Source organism: Mesorhizobium sp. NZP2234 (assembly GCF_013170765.1).
GTDB classification, from domain to species: Bacteria; Pseudomonadota; Alphaproteobacteria; order Rhizobiales; family Rhizobiaceae; genus Mesorhizobium; species Mesorhizobium loti_D.
Genome location: NZ_CP033364.1, coordinates 574,650 through 595,565, shown reverse-complemented (window position 1 = coordinate 595,565; position 20,916 = coordinate 574,650). Strand labels below are relative to the sequence as shown.

The window sequence follows — 20,916 nt, the reverse complement described above, 5'->3', positions numbered from 1 at the left end:
CGCCGACCAATGTCCTTGATTGACGAACCCGTGCCGGGTCCTGGCGGACCCGGCATTCTGCGCAGGATATCCCTGTGGTGGGGCAGCTATCCGCTGACGCAGGTCGCCGTCATCACCGCGGTCGTCGCGCTGTTCTGGCTGCTTGGCCACAACACGGCCGAGACGATGGCGCGCATCGGCATCACGCCGGGCTTCGACTTCCTCAGCCGGCCGGCGAGTTTCGAGATCGGCGAGGCGCCGATTGCTTTCAAGGCCGGCGACCCTTATGCGCGCGCCATCCTGGCCGGGCTTTTGAACACGATCAAAGCGGCGGCGCTTGGCTGCGTGCTGGCCACGATCCTCGGCGTTGTCCTCGGCGTTGCCGGGCTCTCCGGCAATCTTCTGCTGGCGGGGCTGGTGCGGTGGTATGTCGAGATCGTCCGCAACACGCCGCTTCTGCTGCAGCTGTTCTTCTGGATTTCGCTGGCAAAATCCTTTCCCTCGCCACGGCAGGCGCTTTCGGCCTTCGGCAGCTTCTTCCTCACCAATCGCGGCGTCTTCGTGCCGGGGCTCGGCTTCCACAACGTGTCGGTACCGACGCTCTGGCTGCTTGGCGGCCTCGCCGCCGCGTACCTGATCTTCGTTCTGAGGGCATGGCGAGGTGGCGGTCTGTCCGCCAGGCGGTTGGGCCTGGCAACGGCACTGCTGTTGGGCGCCGTTGCGCTAGCCTTCCCGCTGACCGGTGCCGGCGCGGCCTGGGAGATACCGGCGCTGGCCGGCTTCAACATCCGTGGCGGTTACAATCTGACACCGGAATTCGCCGCCCTTTTGACCGGCCTGGTGGTGAAATTCTCGGCCGCCATCGCCGAGATCGTGCGGGCCGGGATCCAGTCCGTCGATCGCGGCCAGTGGGAGGCCTCGAGGGCGCTTGGCCTGCACAACGGCCAGATCATGCGCCTTGTCGTGTTGCCGCAGGCCTTGCGCGTCATCACGCCGCTGACCACGTCCAGCTACCTCGACCTGACCAAGGATTCCAGCCTTGCCGTCGCCATCGGCTACCCTGATCTGGTCAGCATCATCAACACCACAGCCAACACGACCGGACAGTCGCTGGAAGCGCTGACCCTGCTGATCGGCATCTATCTGGCGATCAACCTCTCCGTCTCGGCGGCCATGAACCTCTACAACAAGCGTGTCTCGCTCAAGGGCGCAAGGATATGAGCCTCTCCGATGCTCTTGATCTCAGAACATGGCGATCGTCGACGACGCTGCGGACATTGAAGGTGGGGCTTTTCGGAACGCCGCTGAATTCGGTCATCACCGTGGTCACGGTCGCACTGCTGGCCTGGATCATACCGCCGCTGCTGCGCTGGGGCATATTCGACGCGACATGGACGGGCACCTCGGCTGACTGCGCGGCGGCCTCTGGCGCCTGCTGGGCGTTCGTCGGGGCAAAATTCCGCTTCATCCTGTTCGCCTTCTACCCGCCGGCGCTGCAATGGCGCCCGCTGATCGTCATGGTGCTGCTGCTGGGGTTGCTGGTCGTCACCGCGCAGCCGCGCTTCTGGCGCAAGGGATTGCTCGCCGCCTGGTGCGTCGTGATTGCCGCCAGCTGGATGCTGATGTCCGGCTCGCTGGTTCCACCTACCGTCCCATCCAACCAGTGGGGTGGGTTGGCGGTAACGCTGTTCGTGTGGTCGGTCTGCTTCGGTCTCGCCACGCCGCTGGCGATCCTGCTGGCGCTGGCCCGGCGCTCCGGCATGGGCGGCCTGCGCATGCTGGCCATCGTCTTCATCGAAGTGATGCGCGGCACGCCGATGGTGGCCATCCTCTACGTGGCGATGCTCATCCTGCCGATGGCCATCCCCAATGGCCAGATGATCGACAAGAATGTGCGCGCCATGATCATGATCACGCTGTTCTGGTCGGCCTATGTCGCGGAAGTCATTCGCGGCGGCCTGCAGGCGATCCCGCCAGGCCAGTACGAAGCGGCGACCGCGCTTGGCCTCGGCTACTGGCGCACGATGCGGCTTGTCGTGCTGCCGCAGGCGCTGCGCCTGGTCATTCCCGGCATGGTCAACCTGGCGATCGGCTTCCTGTTGGCGACGTCCCTGCTCGCCGTCATCGGCATCTTCGATCTACTCAACGCCGCGCGCGCCTCGGCCACCGACCCGCAATGGCTGGGCTACTACGACGAGGCGTATCTGCTCGCCGCGCTGATCTACTTCCTGCTGTGCTTCGGCGGGTCACGCTACAGCCTGTGGCTGGAGAAATATATGCGCCGGTCGCAACGCCACTGAGCCGGTCTCCTGGCGTTAACCGCCCGCGACGGCCCGCACGCTCTCCCGTTCCACCAGCGGGCACTCCAGCTTGGTGATGGGATACCGCCCCTGCCCGGGCGGCAAGGGTGCCTCGAGCTGCTCGATCGCCCATTGGCCCATCGCCATGTGCGGCAGGATCGAGGTGGTCAGCGGCGGGAACAAATGCCGGGCGATTTCCTCGTCGTCATAGCCGACCACGGAGATGTCCTGCGGAATGTGCAGGCCGGCTTCCTTGAGTGCCTCGTAGCAGCCGATCGCGGTGCGGTCGTTCTGGCAGAAGATGGCGGTTGGACGGTCCTTCAGTGCCAAGAGCTTTACCGTCGCGGCATAGCCGGCGCTTGCCGACCAGTCGCCCTCGACCACCAACTCCGGGTCGAACGGGATGTCGGCGGTGGCGAGCGCGCGGCGGTAGCCCTTCAGCCGGTCCTGTGCGGCCTGCATCCACGGCTCACCGGTGATGGTGGCGATGCGGCGGTGGCCGTGGCTGATCAGATGCCGGGTCGAACTCTGGCCGCCGGCGATCTCGGAAGGCACCACGGCGGGGAAGGCATAGTCCGACGTGTAGCAGTTGAGCAGGATCACCGGGATGTCGAGGCTGTAGAGGAAGTCGGGCGCCGTGATCTCGCGGGTGAAGATGGTCATGTAGATCAGCGCCGAAATGCCCCGCCTGGTCAGCGCCTGTATGGCGCGGGGCTCCATCACGGCGTCGCCCATGGTCTGCGCCACCAGGAGTACGTTGCCGGCATTCCACGAGGCCTGGCGCGCGCCCTCGATGGCGACCACCGCCTCCGGGCTGGTGGCGAGCTGGTCGACGGCAAAGCCGATCACCCCGTCAAGCCCGTCGAAGGCGGCAACAGGCTTGCGCAGTGCCGAGAAGGCGGGGGCGCTGTAGCCCAGCGCACGGGCAGCCTCGATCACCCGCTCGCGGGTCTGCTGCGACAGCCTGATGCCGGGCGAATTGTTGAGCACGAAGGAGACGGTCGCCTGCGAACAGCCGGCGGCCCTGGCGATGTCGGTCATGGTGACCCGCCCCTTGGGCTTTGCCGGCGCCTTGCGGCGTCTCGCCGTCTCGCTGGCCGGATCCGTCGTCTCGCTCATCGCATTGGTGTCCCCAATCCCCCGTCCTGTCTAGCGGCGGCCTGCCGGATCGACAAGATGGTGCTGCGGTGCCGATTTATAGAAATCGTCGCACTGTTTATATCTATTAATGACCTCGTGGTCCATCGGTCATCAGCTTCCGCATATCGATGGAACGCAAGAGCTGCAAGGCTTGTCTCGTGATTTTGCCAAGGCATCGGCGTGGCGGTACATCGTCCGCGATGTCACTACGACGTGTCTGAATGTGGCTAAAACTAATAGTGTTTACTAATACAAAAATGCGCTGTAACGTCAATCCGTTGCGTCCGGCCCCGTTGGGTTCCGGCGCGGCGGGAAAGCGTGCGTGACTGGCCCGATGGCGAGCGGATATTGCCTCCGCAAGCCCTTTCTCGGACATGTGATATGTCAGACAAATCGGACTATTTACGAATGATGGATGAGTCTCTAAAGTCCGTGGCCGTGGCTGGAACGACGCCATTCTTTCAGTGCCGGGAACCCCTGAGGAGGAGGGGCGTCCGAGCCGCAAACGGCAAATTCAGGTGAGCAAGGCAATTCTAGTGAGCAAGACCGGTCAGCCGGATGGCTGGACCAAAACGGGAGGTTGAACATGAAATCCTTGATACGCAATGCATCCGTGGCCGCCGCGGCCCTGGTTGTCGGCCTGACGGCGACAGCCATCGCGCGCGCCGACGACAAGCCGACGCTGGCCTTCGTCGTCAACGGCGCTTCCGATTTCTGGAAAGCGGCCGAAGCCGGCGTCAAGAAGGCGCAAGGCGAACTGCCTGACTATAAACTTGAGCTCAAATATCCCGAGCAGTCCTCGGTCGCCATCCAGCAGCGCCTGATGGACGATCTGGTCACGGCCGGTGTCAAGGGCATCATGGTATCGGCGGTTGACCCGAAGACCTCGACCGATGGCTTGAACAAGATCGCCTCGGAAACAGCGCTGTTCACCACCGACAGTGACGCTCCGCAGACCAAGCGTGTCGCCTATATCGGCTCGTCCAATGTCGACGCCGGCAAGCAGGCCGCCGATATCGCCAAGAAGGCGATGCCCAATGGCGGCAAGTGCCTCGGCTTCGTCGGCCTGCTCGGTGCCGACAATGCCAAGGAGCGCATCCAGGGCTTCAAGGATGGGCTGGCCGGCACCAAGATCACGCTTGACGACGTGCGTGGCGACGATATCGACCAGGCCCGCGCCAAGAAGAATGTCGAGGACGCGCTGGTTGCCAGCCCCGACGTCACCTGCATGGTCGGCTTCTATTCCTACAACACGCCGCGCATCTATGAAGCGCTGCGCGACGCCGGCAAGCTCGGCCAGATCACGGTCGTCGGTTTCGATGACGATCCGATCACGCTGGGCGGCGTCAAGGAAGGCACCATTGCCGCCACCGTCGTGCAGCAGCCTTTCGAATGGGCCTATCAGGGCATGAAGCTGATGGCGGCCTATCTCAAGGGCGACAAGTCGGGCATCCCGGCCAATGCGCTGATCATCATCCCGACCAAGATCATCGGCAAGGATGATGTCGACGCCTATGCCGCCAACCTGAAGGCGATGGCTGGAAACTGAGGCCAAGAAGCAGTTCGGCCGGCTCAGCTTCGGTTGAGCCGGCCGCCCGCATTGACGAACCCTGCCGGGATCGTCAGTCTGCTGAAAGGTCGGCCCGCCAATCGCTGTCAGGCATGATGAATTATTCCGACACATCCATCGCGGCAATCACCCCGTTCCTCAGTCTCGAGAACGTGCGCAAGACCTATCCGGGCGTCGTCGCGCTCGATGGCTTCTCGATGGAGGTCAGGCCGGGCGAGGTTATCGGCCTCGTCGGCGAGAACGGCGCCGGCAAGTCGACCTTGATGAAGATCCTCGGCGGCGTCACCACGCCGGACACCGGCACGATCACGGTCGATGGCACCGCCCACAAGGGGCTCAGCGTCGAAGGCAGCCTTGGCTCGGGCATCGCCTTCGTCCACCAGGAACTCAACCTGTTCGACAACCTCGATGTCGCCGCCAACATCTTCTTTGGCCGCGAACCGCTGCGCGCCGGACCGCTCAAGCTCGTCGACCGCGCCAGGTTGCGCGCCATGGTGGCGCCGTTGCTCAAGCGCGTCGGCGCCAATTTTTCCGCCGACACGCAGGTCGCCGACCTGTCGCTCGCGCAACAGCAAATGGTCGAGATCGCCAAGGCGCTCTCGATCAAGGCAAGGCTGGTCATCCTGGACGAGCCGACATCGAGCCTGCCGATCGCCGAAACCGACAAATTGCTCGACGTCATCAAGGCGCTGAAGGCCGACGGCATCAGCGTCATCTTCATTTCGCACCGCCTGCACGAGGTCGAGCGCGTCGCCGACCGCGTCGTCGTGTTGCGCGACGGCATGCTGGCCGGCACGCTGGGCAAGCGCGACATCAACCACGACCAGATGGTCAAGCTGATGATCGGCCGCATGCTGAAGGAGCGCGAGAAAGCTTCCGAGGCCGCGCGTGCCCCCGGCGCCGTCGCCCTCGCTGCCAAGGCCGTCCGCACGCCCACCTATCCCGGCCGTCCGGTCGACCTCGATGTCAGGCGCGGCGAGATCCTCGGCCTTGCCGGCCTGGTCGGCTCCGGCCGCACCGAGCTGGCACGCGTATTCTTCGGCATTGACGGCAGCCTTGGCGGCACGCTGGAGCTCGACGGAAAGCCGCTTGTGCTCGGCTCCGCGGCCGACGCCGTCGCGCACGGCATCTTCCTGGTGCCGGAAGACCGCAAGCTGACCGGTATCCTGCTCGACCTGTCGATCGCGCAGAACATCTCGCTGCCCAATCTGCCGGCGCATGCCAGGCGCTCGCTGGTGTCGGCCAGTGCGGAGCACGCCACCGCCGAGAAGCAGAAGAAGGATCTCGGCATCAAGGCGCCCTCGGTGCAGACGCGCACCGGCACGCTGTCGGGCGGCAATCAGCAGAAGGTGGTGCTCGGCAAGTGGCTGGCCATGAACCCGAAGGTGATGATCCTCGATGAGCCGACGCGGGGCATCGACATCGGCGCGAAGGCGGAAATCTACGGGCTGATGCGGGCGCTCGCCGATGCCGGCGTCGCCGTGCTGATGATCTCCAGCGACATGGAGGAGGTGATCGGCGTGTCCGACCGCATCGCCGTCATGCATGAGGGCCAGATCTCTGGCATTCTCGACAAGGACCAGTTCAGCCAGGAAAACGTGCTGCTGCTGGCTGTGGGGAAGCCGGCAAACTAATGCTGTCGCGCAGAAGCGAGTTTGCGGCAACGACACGCATAGACCAAGGAGCCGGAGCGCGCGACGCGCTCTGGCCGTAAGCGGAGACGACGATGAGCAAGAAAGATCTCGGCCTGCTGATCCTGATCCTGGTGGTCGGGGCGATCGTCGCCATCATCAATCCGCGCTTCCTGTTGCCGATCAACCTTGCCAACACCTCGAACCTGATCGGTCTGTTCGGCATCCTTTCGATCGGCCAGGCCTTCGTCATCATCACCGGCGGCATCGAGCTGTCGGTCGGCTCGCTGGTCGCGCTGCTGGGCACGCTGTTCATCGACTTCATCGCCGTGCGCGGCATGGGATGGCCTGTTGCCTTCGTGCTCATCCTTGTGCTCGGCGCGATCATCGGCTTGGCGCATGGCTGGCTGATTACGCGGCTGAAATTGCAACCCTTTGTCGTGACGCTGTGCGGCTTGCTGATCTATCGCGGCGTCGCGCGCTTCTACACCGCCGACGGCACGGCCGGCTTCGCCTTCGGCCAGAATTTCCCTGACCTCGAATTTCTCACCGCCGGCCGCTCCTGGGGCGTGCCGAACTCCTTCTTCGCCCTGGTCATCATCGCCATCGTCATGTGGGTGGTGCTGCACCGCTCGGTGTTCGGCCGCTATCTCTATGCCATCGGCAAGAACGAGGAGGCGGCGAAATATTCAGGCATCCGCACCGGCCGGATCGTGATGGCCGCCTATGTCATCTGCGGCGTGCTGACCGCCTTGTCGGCGATCTACTTCGCCATGTACACGCGCTCGATTTCACCCGCCAGCCATGGCCAGTTCTACGAACTCTACGCCATCGCCGCGGCTGTGCTTGGCGGTTTCTCGCTGCGTGGCGGCGAGGGCTCGCTGATCGGCGTCGTGCTGGGCACCGTGCTGCTGCAGGAGCTGCAGAACCTTGTCAATCTGCTCGGCATCCCGTCTTCCCTCAACTTCGCGGTGATGGGCGGGGTCATTCTCATCGGCGTGCTGGTCGATCAGCAATGGGGCGTGTTCCGCGCCCGGCGGCTGATGGTGGAGGCCGCTCGCAAGAATGTCGCCGGTGCGCCGGCGGAATAAGCACTTGCCATGACTCAACTGCTTGTCCACGCCCTGCAAATATTATAATAGCATAACCCGATATTGCTCGGGGGCGGACGGGACATGCGCTGCGATTTGCGAGGCAAGGTAGCGCTGGTCACCGGGGCCGCGGGCGCCATCGGCGGTTCCATCGCCGGACGCCTGTCCGACAACGGCGCCGCCGTCGTCGTCGCCGACATCAACGGCGAGGGCGCAAGCCAGGTAGCGGCCGGTTTGAGCAACGCCATGGCCTGCGTCACGGACATCCGTGATGCCGCCTCGGTCGACAGTGCGATCGCCGCGATCATGCAGCGCTACGGCCGCCTCGACATCCTCATCAACAATGCCGGCGTCAACACGCTGGCGCACCGCGTCACCCTGGATGAATTCCCGCCCGAGGAATGGGACCGCATCACCGGCATCGATCTTGACGGCCTCTATATCATGAGCCGGGCGGCACTTGCGCCGATGCTCGCCGCCGGCAACGGCGGGCGTATCGTCAACATCGCCTCGGTCGTCGGCCTTGCCGCCATGCGCCTGCAGAGCCCGTTCGTCGCCGCCAAGGCCGGCATCATCCACCTGACGCGGTCGATGGCGATCGAACTCGGAGGCAAGGGCATCCTGACCAACGCCATCGCACCGGGCTCGGTGATGACGGCGCTGACGGCCAAGCTGTTTTACGGCGACGACGGCAAGTTCGCCGGCCGCACGCAGGAGTTCCTCGCCCATGTCCCGCTCGGGCGCCCGGCTGAACCGCAAGAGATCGCCGAGGCGGTGCTGTTCCTGGCCTCGCCCGCCGCGAGCTACGTCAACGGCCAGGTCCTGGCCGTCGATGGCGGCTGGACGGCGGGATACATGATGTGAGTGACGCGATGGAAATCGATCTCGCCGGCGCGACCATAGCGCTGGAAGGCCCAGGCAATCCGCTTGTCGAAGCGGCACTTGCCACCTTGCGTGCCAATGGCGGCCGCATTGTCGAAGGGGTGCGGGCACGGCCCGTTGGCATGCTGCCCCCCGACATCCTTCTTGTTTCATGCCCGCTGCGTCCGGGAACGACGGCCGAAGATCCCCCCACCTTGTATGCCGATGCCCGCAAGGCGGCCGTGGCCATGACCGAGCGCGGCAGCGGGCGCATTGTCTTCCTGATCTCGGCCACCGCCGGCATGCCGATGCGTCGCCATCCGCGCTTCTCCATGGAGAATGCCTCGATCCTGGCCGGCATGCGTACGCTGGCCATGGAGTTCGGGCCGAAGGTGCTGGTCAATGCCGTCGGCTTCGGCGCGGTCGAGGCTGAAACCATGGTCTCGGGCGACAAGGCGATGCTCAGCCACACACCGGTCGGCCGCGCCGGCCGCATCGAGGAGGCGGTCGCGGCCGTGCTGTTCTTCTGCGATCCGCTCAACACCTACACGACGGGCCAGATGCTGGGCGTCGACGGAGGGTGGACGGCAGGCTATGGCCGCAATTTCTGAATTGCTGATGCTTGCCGTCCTCGCCGGACCCGCTGCTGGAAACCGTCCACCACACCCGCTATGAAAGGCGCCTACGGTGTGATCCATAGGACATTGCCTTGGTGGGTCGCGCTCTTTTGGAGCATGGTGATGGTCGACAAGCCGCCGGCGGGCGGAAAAAAACCGCAACGCCTTGGCGTCCGTGAGATCGCCAAGCGTGTCGGCGTCGCGCCGATGACGGTGTCGCGCGCGCTGTCCAATCCCGACATGGTGTCGCCGGAGACACGCATCAGAGTGCTCGAAGCGATCGAGCAGGCCGGCTTCGTGCCCAACCGGCTGGCCTCAAGCATGCGCGGCAATGGCCGCATGATCGGCACGGTGGTGCCGGCGCTGATCAATTCAGGCATTGCCGAACAGGTGCAAGGCATGTCCGACGAATGCCATGAGAGCGGCTACTCGATGCTTCTGGTGCAGGGTGAATTCACGCAGGAGGCGGAGGAAAAATCGATCCGCAATCTGCTCGGCTGGCGCCCGGTCGGCATGATCCTGCAAAGCTTCGTGCAAAGCGAGGCGGCACGGGCGCTTCTGAAGAGCAGCGGCGCACCGGTGGTCGAGATATCCGAGATCAAGGGCCGCAAGCCGATAGACATGGTGGTCGGCGTCTCCAACTTCGAGACCGCCTATGCCATGACCATGCATCTGGCGGCCAAGGGCTACAAGCGCATCGGCTTCGTCTCGACGCCGATCCATGGCAATGACCGTTTGCAGCAGCGCCGCACCGGCTATCACGCCGCACTCACCGAACTCGGTTTCAAGAACCATGCCGATATGGAGGTCGAAGTGCCGATCACCGCGCAGGGCGGTGCCGAGGCATTGGTGACGCTGACCTCCAGGCACAGGGATATCGATGCCATCTTCTTTTCCAGCGACACGCTGGCTGTCGGCGCCGTCCAGGAATGTCACCGCCGGCGCTGGGCGGTGCCGGGCAGGATCGCGATCGCCGGCTATGGCGACATGGATCTGGCCGCGCAGCTTTATCCACCTCTGACCACGGTCAAGGTCAACCGCTACGAGATGGGCCGCCGCGCGGTGCGGCAATTGCTGGCGAGGCTTGGCGGAGACACCAAGGTGCCGACCATCACCAGCCTCGGCTTCGAGATCGTCGACCGCGAAAGCGCTTGATCAGCCTTTTCGCTTCGGTTTCCCCGTCTCTTCCCGTCGCCCGAGCCGCTTCTCCCAGCCCTCGGCATGGACGTTGAGATAGGCATTCGGATCGTAGGGGTGATCCTCGATAGCATCGATGTTGAGATCGATGCCGAGCCCCGGTGCGTCCGGCAGCGAAAGGTGGCCATTGTCCGGATTGACGGTCGGGTGCCAGGTCACGAGGTCGCGCGTCCACGGGTCGTTGAAGGCGTCGAAATGCTCCTGGATGAGGAAGTTCGGCACCGCCGCCGCCAGTTGCAGACACACCACCGTCGCCACCGGCCCACCGCTCTGGTGCGGCGCGATGTGGCTGCCATGCGCGAGCGCCAGATTGGCCACCTGCATCGATGGCGCAATGCCGCCGAGCGACATCGGCTCGGGCTGGAAGATGTTGACGCCGCCGCCGGCGGCCAGCGTGTAGAACTGCCCGACCGTGTCGTACATCTCGCCGGTCGCAACCGGGATCGGCGAGCGATGCGCCACTTCGTGCACGGTCTCCTGCCGGTCGCGCGAGGTCGGCTCCTCCCACCAGTAGATGTCGAGGTCAGCAAACTTCCGCGCTGCCTGCAGCGCCGCGATCTCGGTGAAGCGGGCATGCACGTCGATCAGAATTCCAGTGTCCTTGGGCAAGCGATCACGCAGCGTTCGGCAAATGTCGTAAGAGAGGTCCAGTTCCTCGCGCGAGATAAAGCCTTGCGCGGTGCCGAACGGGTCGAGCTTGAACGCTTTGAAGCCCTTGGCCAGAACCGCCTTGGCGGCTTCCAGAAAGGCCTCGGGCGTGCGCTCGGTTCGGTACCAGCCATTGGCGTAGCCGAGCACGCTGTCGCGCACCTGGCCGCCGAGCAACTGGTGGATCGGCACGCCGAGGCTCTTGCCCAGAATGTCCCAGCAGGCGACCTCGACCGCCGCGATCACCGTGCGGTGGATATGGCCGCCGTCTAGCGAGACGCTATCCAGCATGCGCTTGGCCAGCGCGTTGATGCGGCGCGGATCCTGGCCGATGGCGAGGTGCTTGAGTTCGTGCACACCGGCCTCGGTGGTCTTGATGAAGCCGTTCAGCGTGCCTTCGCCGATGCCATGAATGCCCTTGTCCGTGTGCACCTTGACGAAGAGCCAGTTCTTCCAGCCGGCGCCGACGGCAAAGGTCTCGATCTCGGTGATCTTCATGCGGCAGTCCTAGTTCAACGCGGCAATTGTTGTGACGATGGCGCCGGTCGTCAGCCCGTATTTCGCCTGCAAGGTCGGCACCGCGCCGCATTCGATATAGCGGTCGGGTAGGCCGATGCGGGTGACTTTCTTCGCAATGCCGGCATCGAACAAGGTCTCGACGACAAGGCTCGCCAGGCCGCCGACCACGACATGGTTTTCCGCCGTGACGATATGGTTGAAACCAGCGGCAAATTCGGCCACTGCCCCGGCATCGAATGGCTTGATCGTCGGCACATGCAGCACGCCGGCCGAGATGCCTTGTTTGCCCAACGCATCCGCCGCATCCAGCGCCCGCTCGGTCATGAAGCCGGTCGAGATGATGCCGACATCGGAACCTTGGCGAAGGCGGCGCGCCTTGCCGATCTCGAAGATGTAGCCAGGCTCGAACACCACCGGCACGCTGCCACGCAACAGCCGCATGTAGACCGGACCCCCATGCTCCGCGATCGCCTCGGTCGCTGCTTCGATCTCGGTCGCGTCGCAGGGGTCGATGATGGTCAGGCCGGGGATCATGCGCATCAAGGCCAGGTCCTCGATCGCCTGATGCGTGCCGCCATAGCCGGTGGTCAGCCCCGGGAGGCCCGCGACGATCTTGACGTCGAGGTTGGAGTGGGCGAGCGCGATGGCAACGAAATCATAGGCGCGCCGCGTCGCGAACACGCCATAGGTGGTGGCGAACGGCACCTTGCCGGTGCGGGCCAGCCCGGCGGCCACCGCGACCAGGTTTTGCTCGGCCATGCCGACATTGAAGAAGCGGTCCGGGAAGGCGTCGCGGAACGGCAAGATGTCGGTATACTTACCGAGATCGGCGGTCAGTCCGACAATGTCTGGACGACTCTGGCCAAGCCGCGCCAAAGCCTTGCCGAAAGGCGCCTCCACGCTCCGTCGGCCGCCGCCAACGGCTTCGTCCTGGCCCATGGCCAGCGTACGTCCGGCCTCCGTCGCCGCGCCGCTCATTGGGCTGCCCCCACGGTCTTTTCGAACTCGGCGATGATGCCGTCCCATTGCGCCACGTCGATGCGGAAGAAGTGCGATTTCTCCGAGGTTTCGATGCGCGGCACCCCCTTCCCCGGAAGCGTGCGCAACACGATCGCCTTCGGCTTGCCGTTGCGATTCCTCGCATCCGCCAGCGCACCGACCATCATCCTCATGTCGTTGCCGTCGATCTCCGATGTCTGCCAGCCGAAGGCGCGCCATTTGTCGGCCACCGGCTCCATGTCGAGCACCACGGGCCCGTCGGCCTGGATGCCGTTGCAATCGACCAGCGCCACCAGCCCGTCGAGCCTGAAATGGCTGGCCGACATCGCCGCCTCCCAGGTCGAGCCTTCCTGCATCTCGCCGTCGGAAAGCTCGACGAAGACGCGTGCGTCGGAGCGGTCGACGCGCAAACCCAGCGCCTGGCCGACCCCTTGTCCCAGGCCATGGCCGAGCGAGCCGCCGATCACTTCGACACCGGGCGTGGTGTCGAGCGTCGACATTTCCAGCCGGCTGTTGTCGGCGCCGTAGGTGATCAACTCCTCGACCGGGATGATGCCGGCCTCGGCCAATGCGGCCCACAGCGCGATGGAATAATGCCCGGTCGAGAGCAGGAAGCGGTCGCGATCGGGCCATGCCGGATTATGCGGATCGTAGCGCAGTTCGTGGAAATACAGCGCGGCCAGCATATCGGCGATGCCGAGACCCTGGCCGATATAGCCCTGGCCCTGGCCGCGCGCCATGGTCAGCATGTGCCGGCGCAGCCGTGTCGCCTTGCGTTCTAGCGCGCCGATATCGGCGCTGTCGGGAGGGGAGTTTCGCAGCATGTGATCAGTCCTTGTCGAGCCCGCCCGACATGTTGAGCCGCTCGGCGGTCATGTATCGGGGTGCATCGAGGCAGAGCCAGACGACGGCCTCAGCGACCTCCGAGATCTCGGCGCGGCGGCCGAGCGGAATGCGGCGGGTGCGCTCGTCGAGGAAGGCCTGCAGATCGTTGCGGCCATTGGCGCGGGCGAGATCCACCTCGGTCGAGCGCTGCATTTCCGTGTCCATCATGCCCGGCGCCAGGCTGTTGACCAACACACCATAGGGCGCCAGCGCCACGGCCGCGGCCCGGGTGATGGAATCGACGCCGGCCTTGCTCGCCGTGTAGGCCGTGTAATCGGGCAGCGCCATGCGCGAGCCCGGCGAGGTGATGTTGATGATGCGCCCCGAGCGCTGCTCGCGCATCACCCGCCCCGCCGCCTTGCAGGCCATGGCGAGTGCCGTGACGTTGAGCGCCAGCGTGCGCGTCCAGGCCCTGTAGGTGGCATCGAGGAACGGCTCGATCACGCCATAGCCGGCATTGTTGACGAGGATGTCGATGCCGCCCCAGCGCGCGACCACTTTTTCGACCGCGGCCTCCGGTGCGCCCTCCCTGGTGAAATCGCTGACAATGCTTTCGCTTTCCGAGCCTGTTTCGCCGATCCGCCCGATGGTCTCGGCCAGTCCCTCGCCATTGATGTCGGTGACCGCGACCACACAGTTTCGCCGGGCCAACTGGATCGCCACCTCGCGGCCGAGGCCGCCTGCGGCACCGGTGACCAGTGCTCTGCGCCGCGCCGTGTCTTGATCTTTGGCAGGCAAACGAACCCCCTCCCAGTGGCCATCTTGACGGGATTGATACCGGTACCATAAATGGCTGTCAACGGCGATGTGCTATTGTCCCGTCGACCGCATGGTCCGCCGCAATGGGAGGAAAAGATGAAAGTCGTCGCGCTCGAAACGCTGCAGCTGGCCGAGTTTCCATTCCTGTTCTGGCTGCGCGTCCACACCGATGCCGGTCTCATTGGCACCGGAGAGACCTTCTGGGCGCCGGGGCCCGTCGCGTCCTACATCCACGACAATGTTGCATCCTATCTGCTGGGCAAGGATCCGCGCGACATCGAACTGCACGACCGCACGCTCGGCAGCGTCTATGTCGGCGCACGGGATTCCGGCGCCGAGGTGCGCGGCAATTCCGCCGTCAACATCGCGCTCTGGGACATTTATGGCCAGGCGCTTGGCGAACCGGTCTGGCGGCTGCTTGGCGGCCGCACCCACAGAAACGTGCCCATCTACAACACTTGCGCCGGCTACAAACATGTCCGCGCCACGAAGAAGAACGCCTTGTTCGAGCGCGGCGAGGACTGGTCGCTCAAATCAGGCGATTCGAACGAGGGCCCGTACGAGGACCTGCTGGCCTGGCGCTACAATGCCGGCGATCTCGCCAGAAGCCTGAAATCCGAAGGCATTGGCGCGATGAAGATATGGCCGTTCGACATCGCCGCGGAGGCGTCGAACGGCACCCGCATCTCGCTTGCCGATCTCGACAAGGCGCTGGAGCCGTTCCAGAAAATCCGCGACGCTGTCGGCCGCGACATGGAAATCATGGTCGAGCTGCATGGGCTGTGGACCTTGCCGCCCGTGCTGCGCATCGCGGAGGCGCTGAAAGCCTATGACGTCGCCTGGCTGGAGGAGCCGATCCGCTACAACGAACTCGACGCCATGGCCGAGCTTGCCCGCCACACCTCGATTCCCATTGCCGCCAGCGAGCGGCTCGCCTCGCGGCAGATGTTCAAGCAGCTGATCGACAAGCGCGCGGCCAGCGTGATCATGATCGACCTCGCCTGGTGCGGCGGCCTCTCCGAAGCGCGCAAGATCGCCAACATGGCCGAAGCCAGCGAACTGCCTGTCACCTTGCACGATTGCACCGGGCCGATCGTCTATGCCGCCAGCTGCGCGCTGTCGGCCACCTTGCCGAACGTCAACTACCAGGAAGCGGTGCGCGCCTATTTCACCGGCTGGTACACCGAAATCGTCGCCGACATTCCGCCGGTCAAGGACGGCCATGTCGCGCCGCTCGATGGGCCTGGGCTCGGTCTCAGCCTGCGCCCGGAGCTGTTCCAACGCCCGGACGCCACGGTGCGCATGACAAGAATCTAGCACTCCACACGGCTCAGCCTGGAGCCAGTAGACATTATGCTATTATAATCTATGATGCACCGAAGCGGGCGGCGAACAAGCCCGCCGCCGGCGCTATGCCGCCCGGCGTCAGATGGATTCAGGGAGGCTTTGGTGGCAATGTCTGCGGCGCGCGCACGCGAGGAGTCGAGGGGTGCGCCAAACCTCCCCGACCGGAAGATCCTGCTCGATCTGTTCGAACGCATGGTGCTGTTGCGCCGTTTCGAAAGCATCGCCCAGATCGCTTGCCGCAAAGGCGAAACACCTGGCTTCCTGCATCTCTACATCGGCGAAGAGGCGACCGGCGTCGGCGTCTGCGCCCACCTCAGGCCAACCGACTGGGTCACATCGACCCATCGCGGCCATGGTCATGCCCTGGCCAAGGGCGCCGATCCCGGCCGCGTCATGGCCGAACTGTTCGGCAAGGCCGACGGTATTTGCGGTGGCCGCGGCGGCACAATGCATCTCTACGATCGTTCGGTCGGCCTGTTCGGCACCAACGGCATCGTCGCCGCCGGCATCGGCCATGCCGTCGGCATCGGCATGAGCGCTCGCCAGCAAGGCCGCGACGATATCGGCGTCGCCTTCTTCGGCGACGGCGCCGCCAACCATGGCGGCTTCCACGAGGCGCTCAATTTTGCCGCCGTGCAGCGGGCGCCGGCTGTCTTCATCTGCGAGAACAATCTCTACGCCACCGCGACGCCCCTCAACTCCATCACGCTCAATCCCGAGATCGCCACCAAGGCCGCTTCCTATGGCATGCCCGGCGTGGCTGTCGACGGCAACGATGTCTTCGCCGTCTGGCTGGCGATGAAGGAGGCCACCGAGCGCGCCCGTTCCGGCAAGGGTCCGACGCTGATCGAGGCCAAGACCTACCGCACCGTCGGCCATCACGAAGGCGATCCGGTCATCGGCACGTATCGCACGCAAGAGGAGCTCGACGCCTGGATCAAGCGCGATCCGATCGACATGTTCCGCAAGAAACTGGTCGAGGACTACGGCATCGCCGATGCCGAGGCGCTGGCCGCCATCGAAGCGCGGATCGAGAAGGTGGTCGAAGAGGCGCTGAACTTCGCCCGCAACTCGCCCGAGCCCGATCCGGCGACGGTGCGCCTGCATGTCTTCGCCGATCCGATCAACCCGCCCGCCGCCCTGCAGCCGCGCGCCGTCGGCGAGACCCGCACGCAAGGCTGGCTGGAAGCGGTGCGCGACGGCATTGCCGAGGAGATGCGCGCCAATCCGGCGATCCTCTATTTCGGCGAAGGCACCGGCGAGCGTGGCGGCAGTTTTGCCCACACCAAAAACCTCTGGCATGAATTCGGCGCTGATCGCATGGTCGACACGCCGATTTCCGAACAGGGTTTCACCGCCGCCGCAGTCGGCGCCTCGGCCACCGGCGCGCGTACCGTGTCGGACCTGATGTTCGCCGACTTCGCTTTCGAGACCGCCGGCCAGATTTTCCTGCAAGCGGCGAAGCTGCGCTACATGACCAGCGGCGTGATGAGTGCGCCGATGGTGGTGCGCGTCGGCGCGGGCGCGCTGCGCAGTTCCGGCCCGCATCACAGCGGCATCTATCATCCGGTCTTCGCCCATATGCCGGGCCTCATCGTGTGCGTGCCCTCGACACCGGCCGACGCCAAGGGCCTGATGAAGACGGCGCTCAGGGCTGGCGACCCGGTCATCATGCTGGAACCCAAGGCGCTGTTCGCCTCAAAGGGCGAGGTGCCGGTCGGCGAGCATTTTGTCCCGTTCGGCGTCGCGCGCATCGCCCTGGGCGGCACCGACATCACCATCGTTGCCGCCGGCCAGATGGTGCAGCGCGCGCTCGAGGCAGCGGAAGCGCTGGCCGCCGAAGGCATCGAGGCCGAGGTGATCGACCCGCGCACCATCATGCCGCTCGACATCGACACGATCGTGGCCAGTGTCCGCAAGACCCACCGCCTGCTCATCGTCGACGAGGCCTGGGCGATGTGCGGCCTTGGCGGCGAGATCGCCCAGGCGATCAACGAGCTCGCCTTCGACGAACTCGACGCCCCGCCGGGAAGGCTGCACACCGCGCCGACCTCGCACCCCTTCGCCCCGGTGCTGGAGCGCGCCATGCTGGTGGACAGCGCCCGCATCGTCCAGGGCGCACGTGACGTCATCGCAGGCAGGCCGCCGGTTCCCGATCATTGGTACACGGTCGGCCTGAAGAGTGCCGCGCCGGCTAGATCCGCGCCGGCTCCGGTCAAGGCCGCATCGCCCGCGCCACCGACCCGGACGGCCGCTGCCCTCGGCGACGACGAACCGATAACGATGCCGTTCGGCGACCTCACCGTCAGCGAGGGCACGGTCATCAAATGGCTGAAGGCGGTTGGCGAAACGGTCAAGGAGGGCGAACTGATCGCCGAGATCGAGACCGACAAGGCCGTGGTCGAGATCGAGGCACCGATCAGCGGAACGCTTGCCGCAATCGATCAGCCGGTCGGCGCCGTGGTGCCGATGGGCGGCCGCATCGGCGGCATCAAGAAATAGAACCTCTACCCAAACATGAAACCCGAAGGGCCAGCATGAAGATCCTGTGCGCCAACTGGCAAGCCGCCGACGAAGCCGAACTCGAGCGCGAGCATTATCCCGACATCGAGTTCATCCTCGCCCGCTCGACCAACGACAAGGCGGCCACGCTGGATCCGGCCGTCTGCCAGACGGTCGATGCCGTCATCAACTATTCGCCGACCCACAATGTCGCCGCCGCGCCATCGGCCTTTCCCAAGGCGCGGATCGCGGTGCGCTCCGGCGTCGGCTTCGACAACATCGACACGGTGGGCTGGGGGACGTGCAAGATCCCGGCCTGCAATGTGCCGGACTATGGCACGACCGAGGTCGCCGATCACGCCATCGGCCTGATGCTGGCGCTGACGCGCGGCACCTCTGCCTATGGCGCCGAGCTGTCCGGCAATGGTGCCGAGGGCTGGCATTTCTCCAAGGCGCCGCTGGTGCGCCGGCACAAGGGCGCCACCTTCGGCATTGTCGGTCTCGGCCGCATCGGGCTCGCCACCGCGCGCCGCGCCGCCGCCTTCGACATGAAGGTGGTGTTTTACGACCCGCATCTCCTGTCCGGCGTCGACCTCTCGACCGGTTACGAGCGGGTCAACTCGCTGGCCGAACTGATGGCGCGCGCGGATGTGGTGAGCGTCCACGCGCCGCTGAGCGAGGAAACCCGCAAGCTGCTCGGCGCGGCCGCATTCGCCGCCGCCAAGCCCGGCCTTGTCCTGGTCAACACGGCGCGCGGCCCGATCGTCGATCTCGACGCGCTGGAGGCCGCCATGCGCAAGGGCACCGTCGCCGGCGCGGGACTCGACGTCCTGCCGAACGAACCCGGCGATCTCGACCATCCGCTGCTGGCGGCATGGCGTCGCCGCGAAGCGTGGATCGCCAATCGCCTCATCGTCACTCCGCATGCCGCCTTCTACAGTCCGGCATCGATGCGCGACCTCCGGCTGAAATCGATCGAGGTGGTGCACGCCTATCTCGCCGAGGGACGGCTGACCAACTGCGTGAATTCAGAGTATCTGAAATGAACATCGCGGTGGCGCAATCCGCACGTCTGGCTGTTTCGCCCTATGCGCGCCGGCTGGCGCGCGAGCGAAGCCTGCCGCTGGAAACGCTCCGCGGCAGCGGGCCGGGTGGACGCATCCTGGCGGCCGATGTGCTTGGCTTCGTTTCGGCAGGCGCCCCGGCCGCTTCGCCCGGGGTCGCCGCACCCGCGGCAGCGCCTCCAGTCGCCGCGCCTCGTGTCGCTGCTTTCGCAACCTCCATTGCGCTCGGCGCCCTGCGGGACCTGTTGGCGGCGCTGAAGAATTCGGGACGTACATTCGATGTCGACGACGTGCTGCTGCGCGCCGCCGGCCGAATGTTTGCCGAGATACCGGACGCCGCCAAGATCGACGACGTATCCGTGGCGCTGGAGCTGGCAGGCCGGCAAACCGTGTTCGCCATGGCCCCCGAAATGTCCCTGACATCTCTGCGTGCAATGCGGCTTGCAGCATTGGCCGGCACTCATGATGAGGCGGACAAACCGGCGGTGCTATCCCTGCGGCTGCTGCCCACCAGCGACATAAGGCCGGTCGTGATGCCGCTCCTGCCAGGCCGCGCGATGCGGCTGGCCGTCTCGCTCGACACGGCGAGCGATCATGCCGAATGCCTGCTGATGGTGGATGCGGCAAGCGTTGATGAGCCCACCGCCGCCACCTGGCTCGCGACCCTGAAATCGGCGATCGAACAGCCGCTTCGGCTCTTTGTCTGAGGCGGGTGATCGTCAACAGCCTTGCCTAGCCTCCGGATAAGGAAGCTATTATAAAAGCTTCGACACAGGCGCGACGAGGCTCATGGATCATTCCGCTCCCACCATCGACAGTCTTCCCAGGCGGACACTCGGCCGCGCCAATGGGCCGCTCTACCGCCAGCTTGCCGATATATTGCGCGAACCGATCGGCAACGGCACCTTCCCGGTCGGCGGCGAACTGCCGAAGGAAGCGACCATTGCCGAGCATTTCGGCGTCAGCCTGATCACGGTTCGCCAGGCGCTGCGCGATCTCGAGGCCGACGGGCTGATCCGGAAACGCTCAGCCAAGCCGGCGGTGGTCGCGGCCCGCAATCCGTCGGTCAATCTGAGCTGGAAGTTCAAGAACTTCGCCGACATGGCGGCCTTCACCAAGGATGCGCAACTGACGGTGAAATCCTATCGCAAGGAGGTCTCGCCCGTGCTCCAGCGCCATTTCGGCATGGGCAAGGACGAGGCGGGCTACTGTCTGCGCAGCGTGCTGTCGATCGGCGAACAGCGCAAGGCGCAGATCACCACCTTTTTCCCGCCCGACATTGGCGCGCGCCTGAAGCGGGAAGACTTTTCCGACGTGCTGATCTTCCGTTCGGTGCAGAAACATCTCGGCCTGCGGCTCGACGTGGCGCATGTCACGGTGCGCGCCGAGATCGCCGACGAGGTGGTTGCCGCCGACCTCGGCATCACGCTCGGCAGCCCGGTGCTGACGGTGGAGATGCTTTACCAGTCGGCGGACCAGCGCAGCATCGAATTCTCCGTTGCCCGCCATCCCGCCGACATTTTCAGCATCACCTACGACGCGCCCAACGACCTGTCCTGAAGTGCGCCGGAAGCCGTATTTTCCGCCGAGTTCGCATAGACAGGCTCATAAAATTATAATAGCATGATAGCTAGGCTGAAGTGCCGGCCACGGGAGAAGTCGCAAGGGAGGAAATCTGGCGAATTCGGCTCGCGGACGCAGCCTCGGGGAAGGTCGGTCAAATTGACATTCGCAATTGGTACCGGTATCAATTTTCATCTTCATCCGATCAAGATGGCGCAGTCCATCACCGGCTGGACAGGAAACA

18 protein-coding genes are annotated in these 20,916 nt (G+C 65.0%); 13 read left to right on the top strand and 5 right to left on the bottom strand.

All coding sequences use genetic code 11. The features are described 5' to 3' along the window. Positions 1-9 precede the first annotated feature (9 nt). Positions 10-1,200 carry an ABC transporter permease subunit gene (locus tag EB230_RS02725; RefSeq protein WP_056568723.1) on the top strand — a complete coding sequence of 397 codons (1,191 nt, stop codon included), beginning with the start codon at positions 10-12 and terminating at the stop codon, positions 1,198-1,200. Next, positions 1,197-2,279 (top strand): amino acid ABC transporter permease, encoded by a 1,083-nt coding sequence (locus EB230_RS02720; RefSeq protein ID WP_056568726.1) that lies wholly within the window; start codon positions 1,197-1,199, stop codon positions 2,277-2,279. The genes EB230_RS02725 and EB230_RS02720 overlap by 4 nt, the downstream gene beginning before the upstream one ends. A gap of 15 nt (positions 2,280-2,294) precedes the next feature. Here the strand turns inward: EB230_RS02720 and EB230_RS02715 are convergent, their stop codons facing one another. Next, entirely contained in the window at positions 2,295-3,398 is a 1,104-nt protein-coding gene (locus tag EB230_RS02715; protein WP_056568730.1) for a LacI family DNA-binding transcriptional regulator, read from the bottom strand. A 607-nt stretch (positions 3,399-4,005) separates the two neighbouring features. On the opposite strand from EB230_RS02715, the gene EB230_RS02710 reads away from it, so the two are divergent. From EB230_RS02710 to EB230_RS02685, 6 genes are all read left to right on the top strand, one after another. Continuing rightward, positions 4,006-4,968, top strand: a complete 963-nt coding sequence (locus tag EB230_RS02710) for a sugar-binding protein (protein WP_056568732.1) — start codon at positions 4,006-4,008, stop codon at positions 4,966-4,968. A 116-nt stretch (positions 4,969-5,084) separates the two neighbouring features. Further along, a complete protein-coding gene (locus EB230_RS02705) occupies positions 5,085-6,623 on the top strand; it encodes a sugar ABC transporter ATP-binding protein (RefSeq protein ID WP_056570283.1) in 1,539 nt (512 codons plus the stop codon). Between the two features lie 92 nt (positions 6,624-6,715). After that, complete coding sequence (locus EB230_RS02700; protein WP_056568735.1) at positions 6,716-7,711, top strand: ABC transporter permease; 996 nt, start codon at positions 6,716-6,718, stop codon at positions 7,709-7,711. Between the two features lie 84 nt (positions 7,712-7,795). Next, positions 7,796-8,575 (top strand): SDR family NAD(P)-dependent oxidoreductase, encoded by a 780-nt coding sequence (locus EB230_RS02695; RefSeq protein WP_056568737.1) that lies wholly within the window; start codon positions 7,796-7,798, stop codon positions 8,573-8,575. Beyond that, complete coding sequence (locus EB230_RS02690) at positions 8,572-9,183, top strand: SDR family oxidoreductase (RefSeq protein WP_244494013.1); 612 nt, start codon at positions 8,572-8,574, stop codon at positions 9,181-9,183. The genes EB230_RS02695 and EB230_RS02690 overlap by 4 nt, the downstream gene beginning before the upstream one ends. A 129-nt stretch (positions 9,184-9,312) precedes the next feature. Beyond that, positions 9,313-10,344, top strand: a complete 1,032-nt coding sequence (locus EB230_RS02685) for a LacI family DNA-binding transcriptional regulator (RefSeq protein ID WP_056570285.1) — start codon at positions 9,313-9,315, stop codon at positions 10,342-10,344. On the opposite strand, the gene EB230_RS02680 is transcribed toward EB230_RS02685, so the two are convergent. Genes EB230_RS02680 through EB230_RS02665 form a run of 4 tightly spaced genes read right to left on the bottom strand, consistent with a single transcriptional unit; the run spans position 10,345 to position 14,175 of the window. Next, a complete protein-coding gene (locus EB230_RS02680; protein ID WP_172371250.1) occupies positions 10,345-11,532 on the bottom strand; it encodes a mandelate racemase/muconate lactonizing enzyme family protein in 1,188 nt (395 codons plus the stop codon). A gap of 9 nt (positions 11,533-11,541) precedes the next feature. Continuing rightward, positions 11,542-12,531 (bottom strand): transketolase C-terminal domain-containing protein, encoded by a 990-nt coding sequence (locus EB230_RS02675; RefSeq protein WP_172371248.1) that lies wholly within the window; start codon positions 12,529-12,531, stop codon positions 11,542-11,544. Then, positions 12,528-13,376, bottom strand: coding sequence for a transketolase (locus EB230_RS02670; protein WP_172371246.1), 849 nt, complete (start codon positions 13,374-13,376; stop codon positions 12,528-12,530). The genes EB230_RS02675 and EB230_RS02670 overlap by 4 nt, the downstream gene beginning before the upstream one ends. 4 nt (positions 13,377-13,380) lie before the next feature. Next, on the bottom strand, positions 13,381-14,175 hold the full coding sequence (locus EB230_RS02665) for an SDR family oxidoreductase (protein ID WP_172371244.1): 795 nt from the start codon (positions 14,173-14,175) through the stop codon (positions 13,381-13,383). 117 nt (positions 14,176-14,292) lie between these two features. Here EB230_RS02665 and EB230_RS02660 point away from each other — a divergent pair, with 117 nt between their 5' ends. From EB230_RS02660 to EB230_RS02640, 5 genes are all read left to right on the top strand, one after another. Then, entirely contained in the window at positions 14,293-15,513 is a 1,221-nt protein-coding gene (locus EB230_RS02660; RefSeq protein ID WP_172371242.1) for a mandelate racemase/muconate lactonizing enzyme family protein, read from the top strand. A 138-nt stretch (positions 15,514-15,651) separates the two neighbouring features. Next, positions 15,652-18,045 carry a thiamine pyrophosphate-dependent enzyme gene (locus tag EB230_RS02655; protein WP_246738902.1) on the top strand — a complete coding sequence of 798 codons (2,394 nt, stop codon included), beginning with the start codon at positions 15,652-15,654 and terminating at the stop codon, positions 18,043-18,045. A gap of 35 nt (positions 18,046-18,080) precedes the next feature. Beyond that, complete coding sequence (locus tag EB230_RS02650; RefSeq protein WP_172371239.1) at positions 18,081-19,091, top strand: C-terminal binding protein; 1,011 nt, start codon at positions 18,081-18,083, stop codon at positions 19,089-19,091. Next, on the top strand, positions 19,088-19,816 hold the full coding sequence (locus EB230_RS02645) for an E3 binding domain-containing protein (protein ID WP_172371237.1): 729 nt from the start codon (positions 19,088-19,090) through the stop codon (positions 19,814-19,816). Before EB230_RS02650 ends, EB230_RS02645 begins: the two co-directional genes overlap by 4 nt. 82 nt (positions 19,817-19,898) lie before the next feature. After that, positions 19,899-20,669, top strand: coding sequence for a GntR family transcriptional regulator (locus EB230_RS02640; RefSeq protein WP_172371235.1), 771 nt, complete (start codon positions 19,899-19,901; stop codon positions 20,667-20,669). The last annotated feature ends 247 nt before the right edge of the window (positions 20,670-20,916 follow it).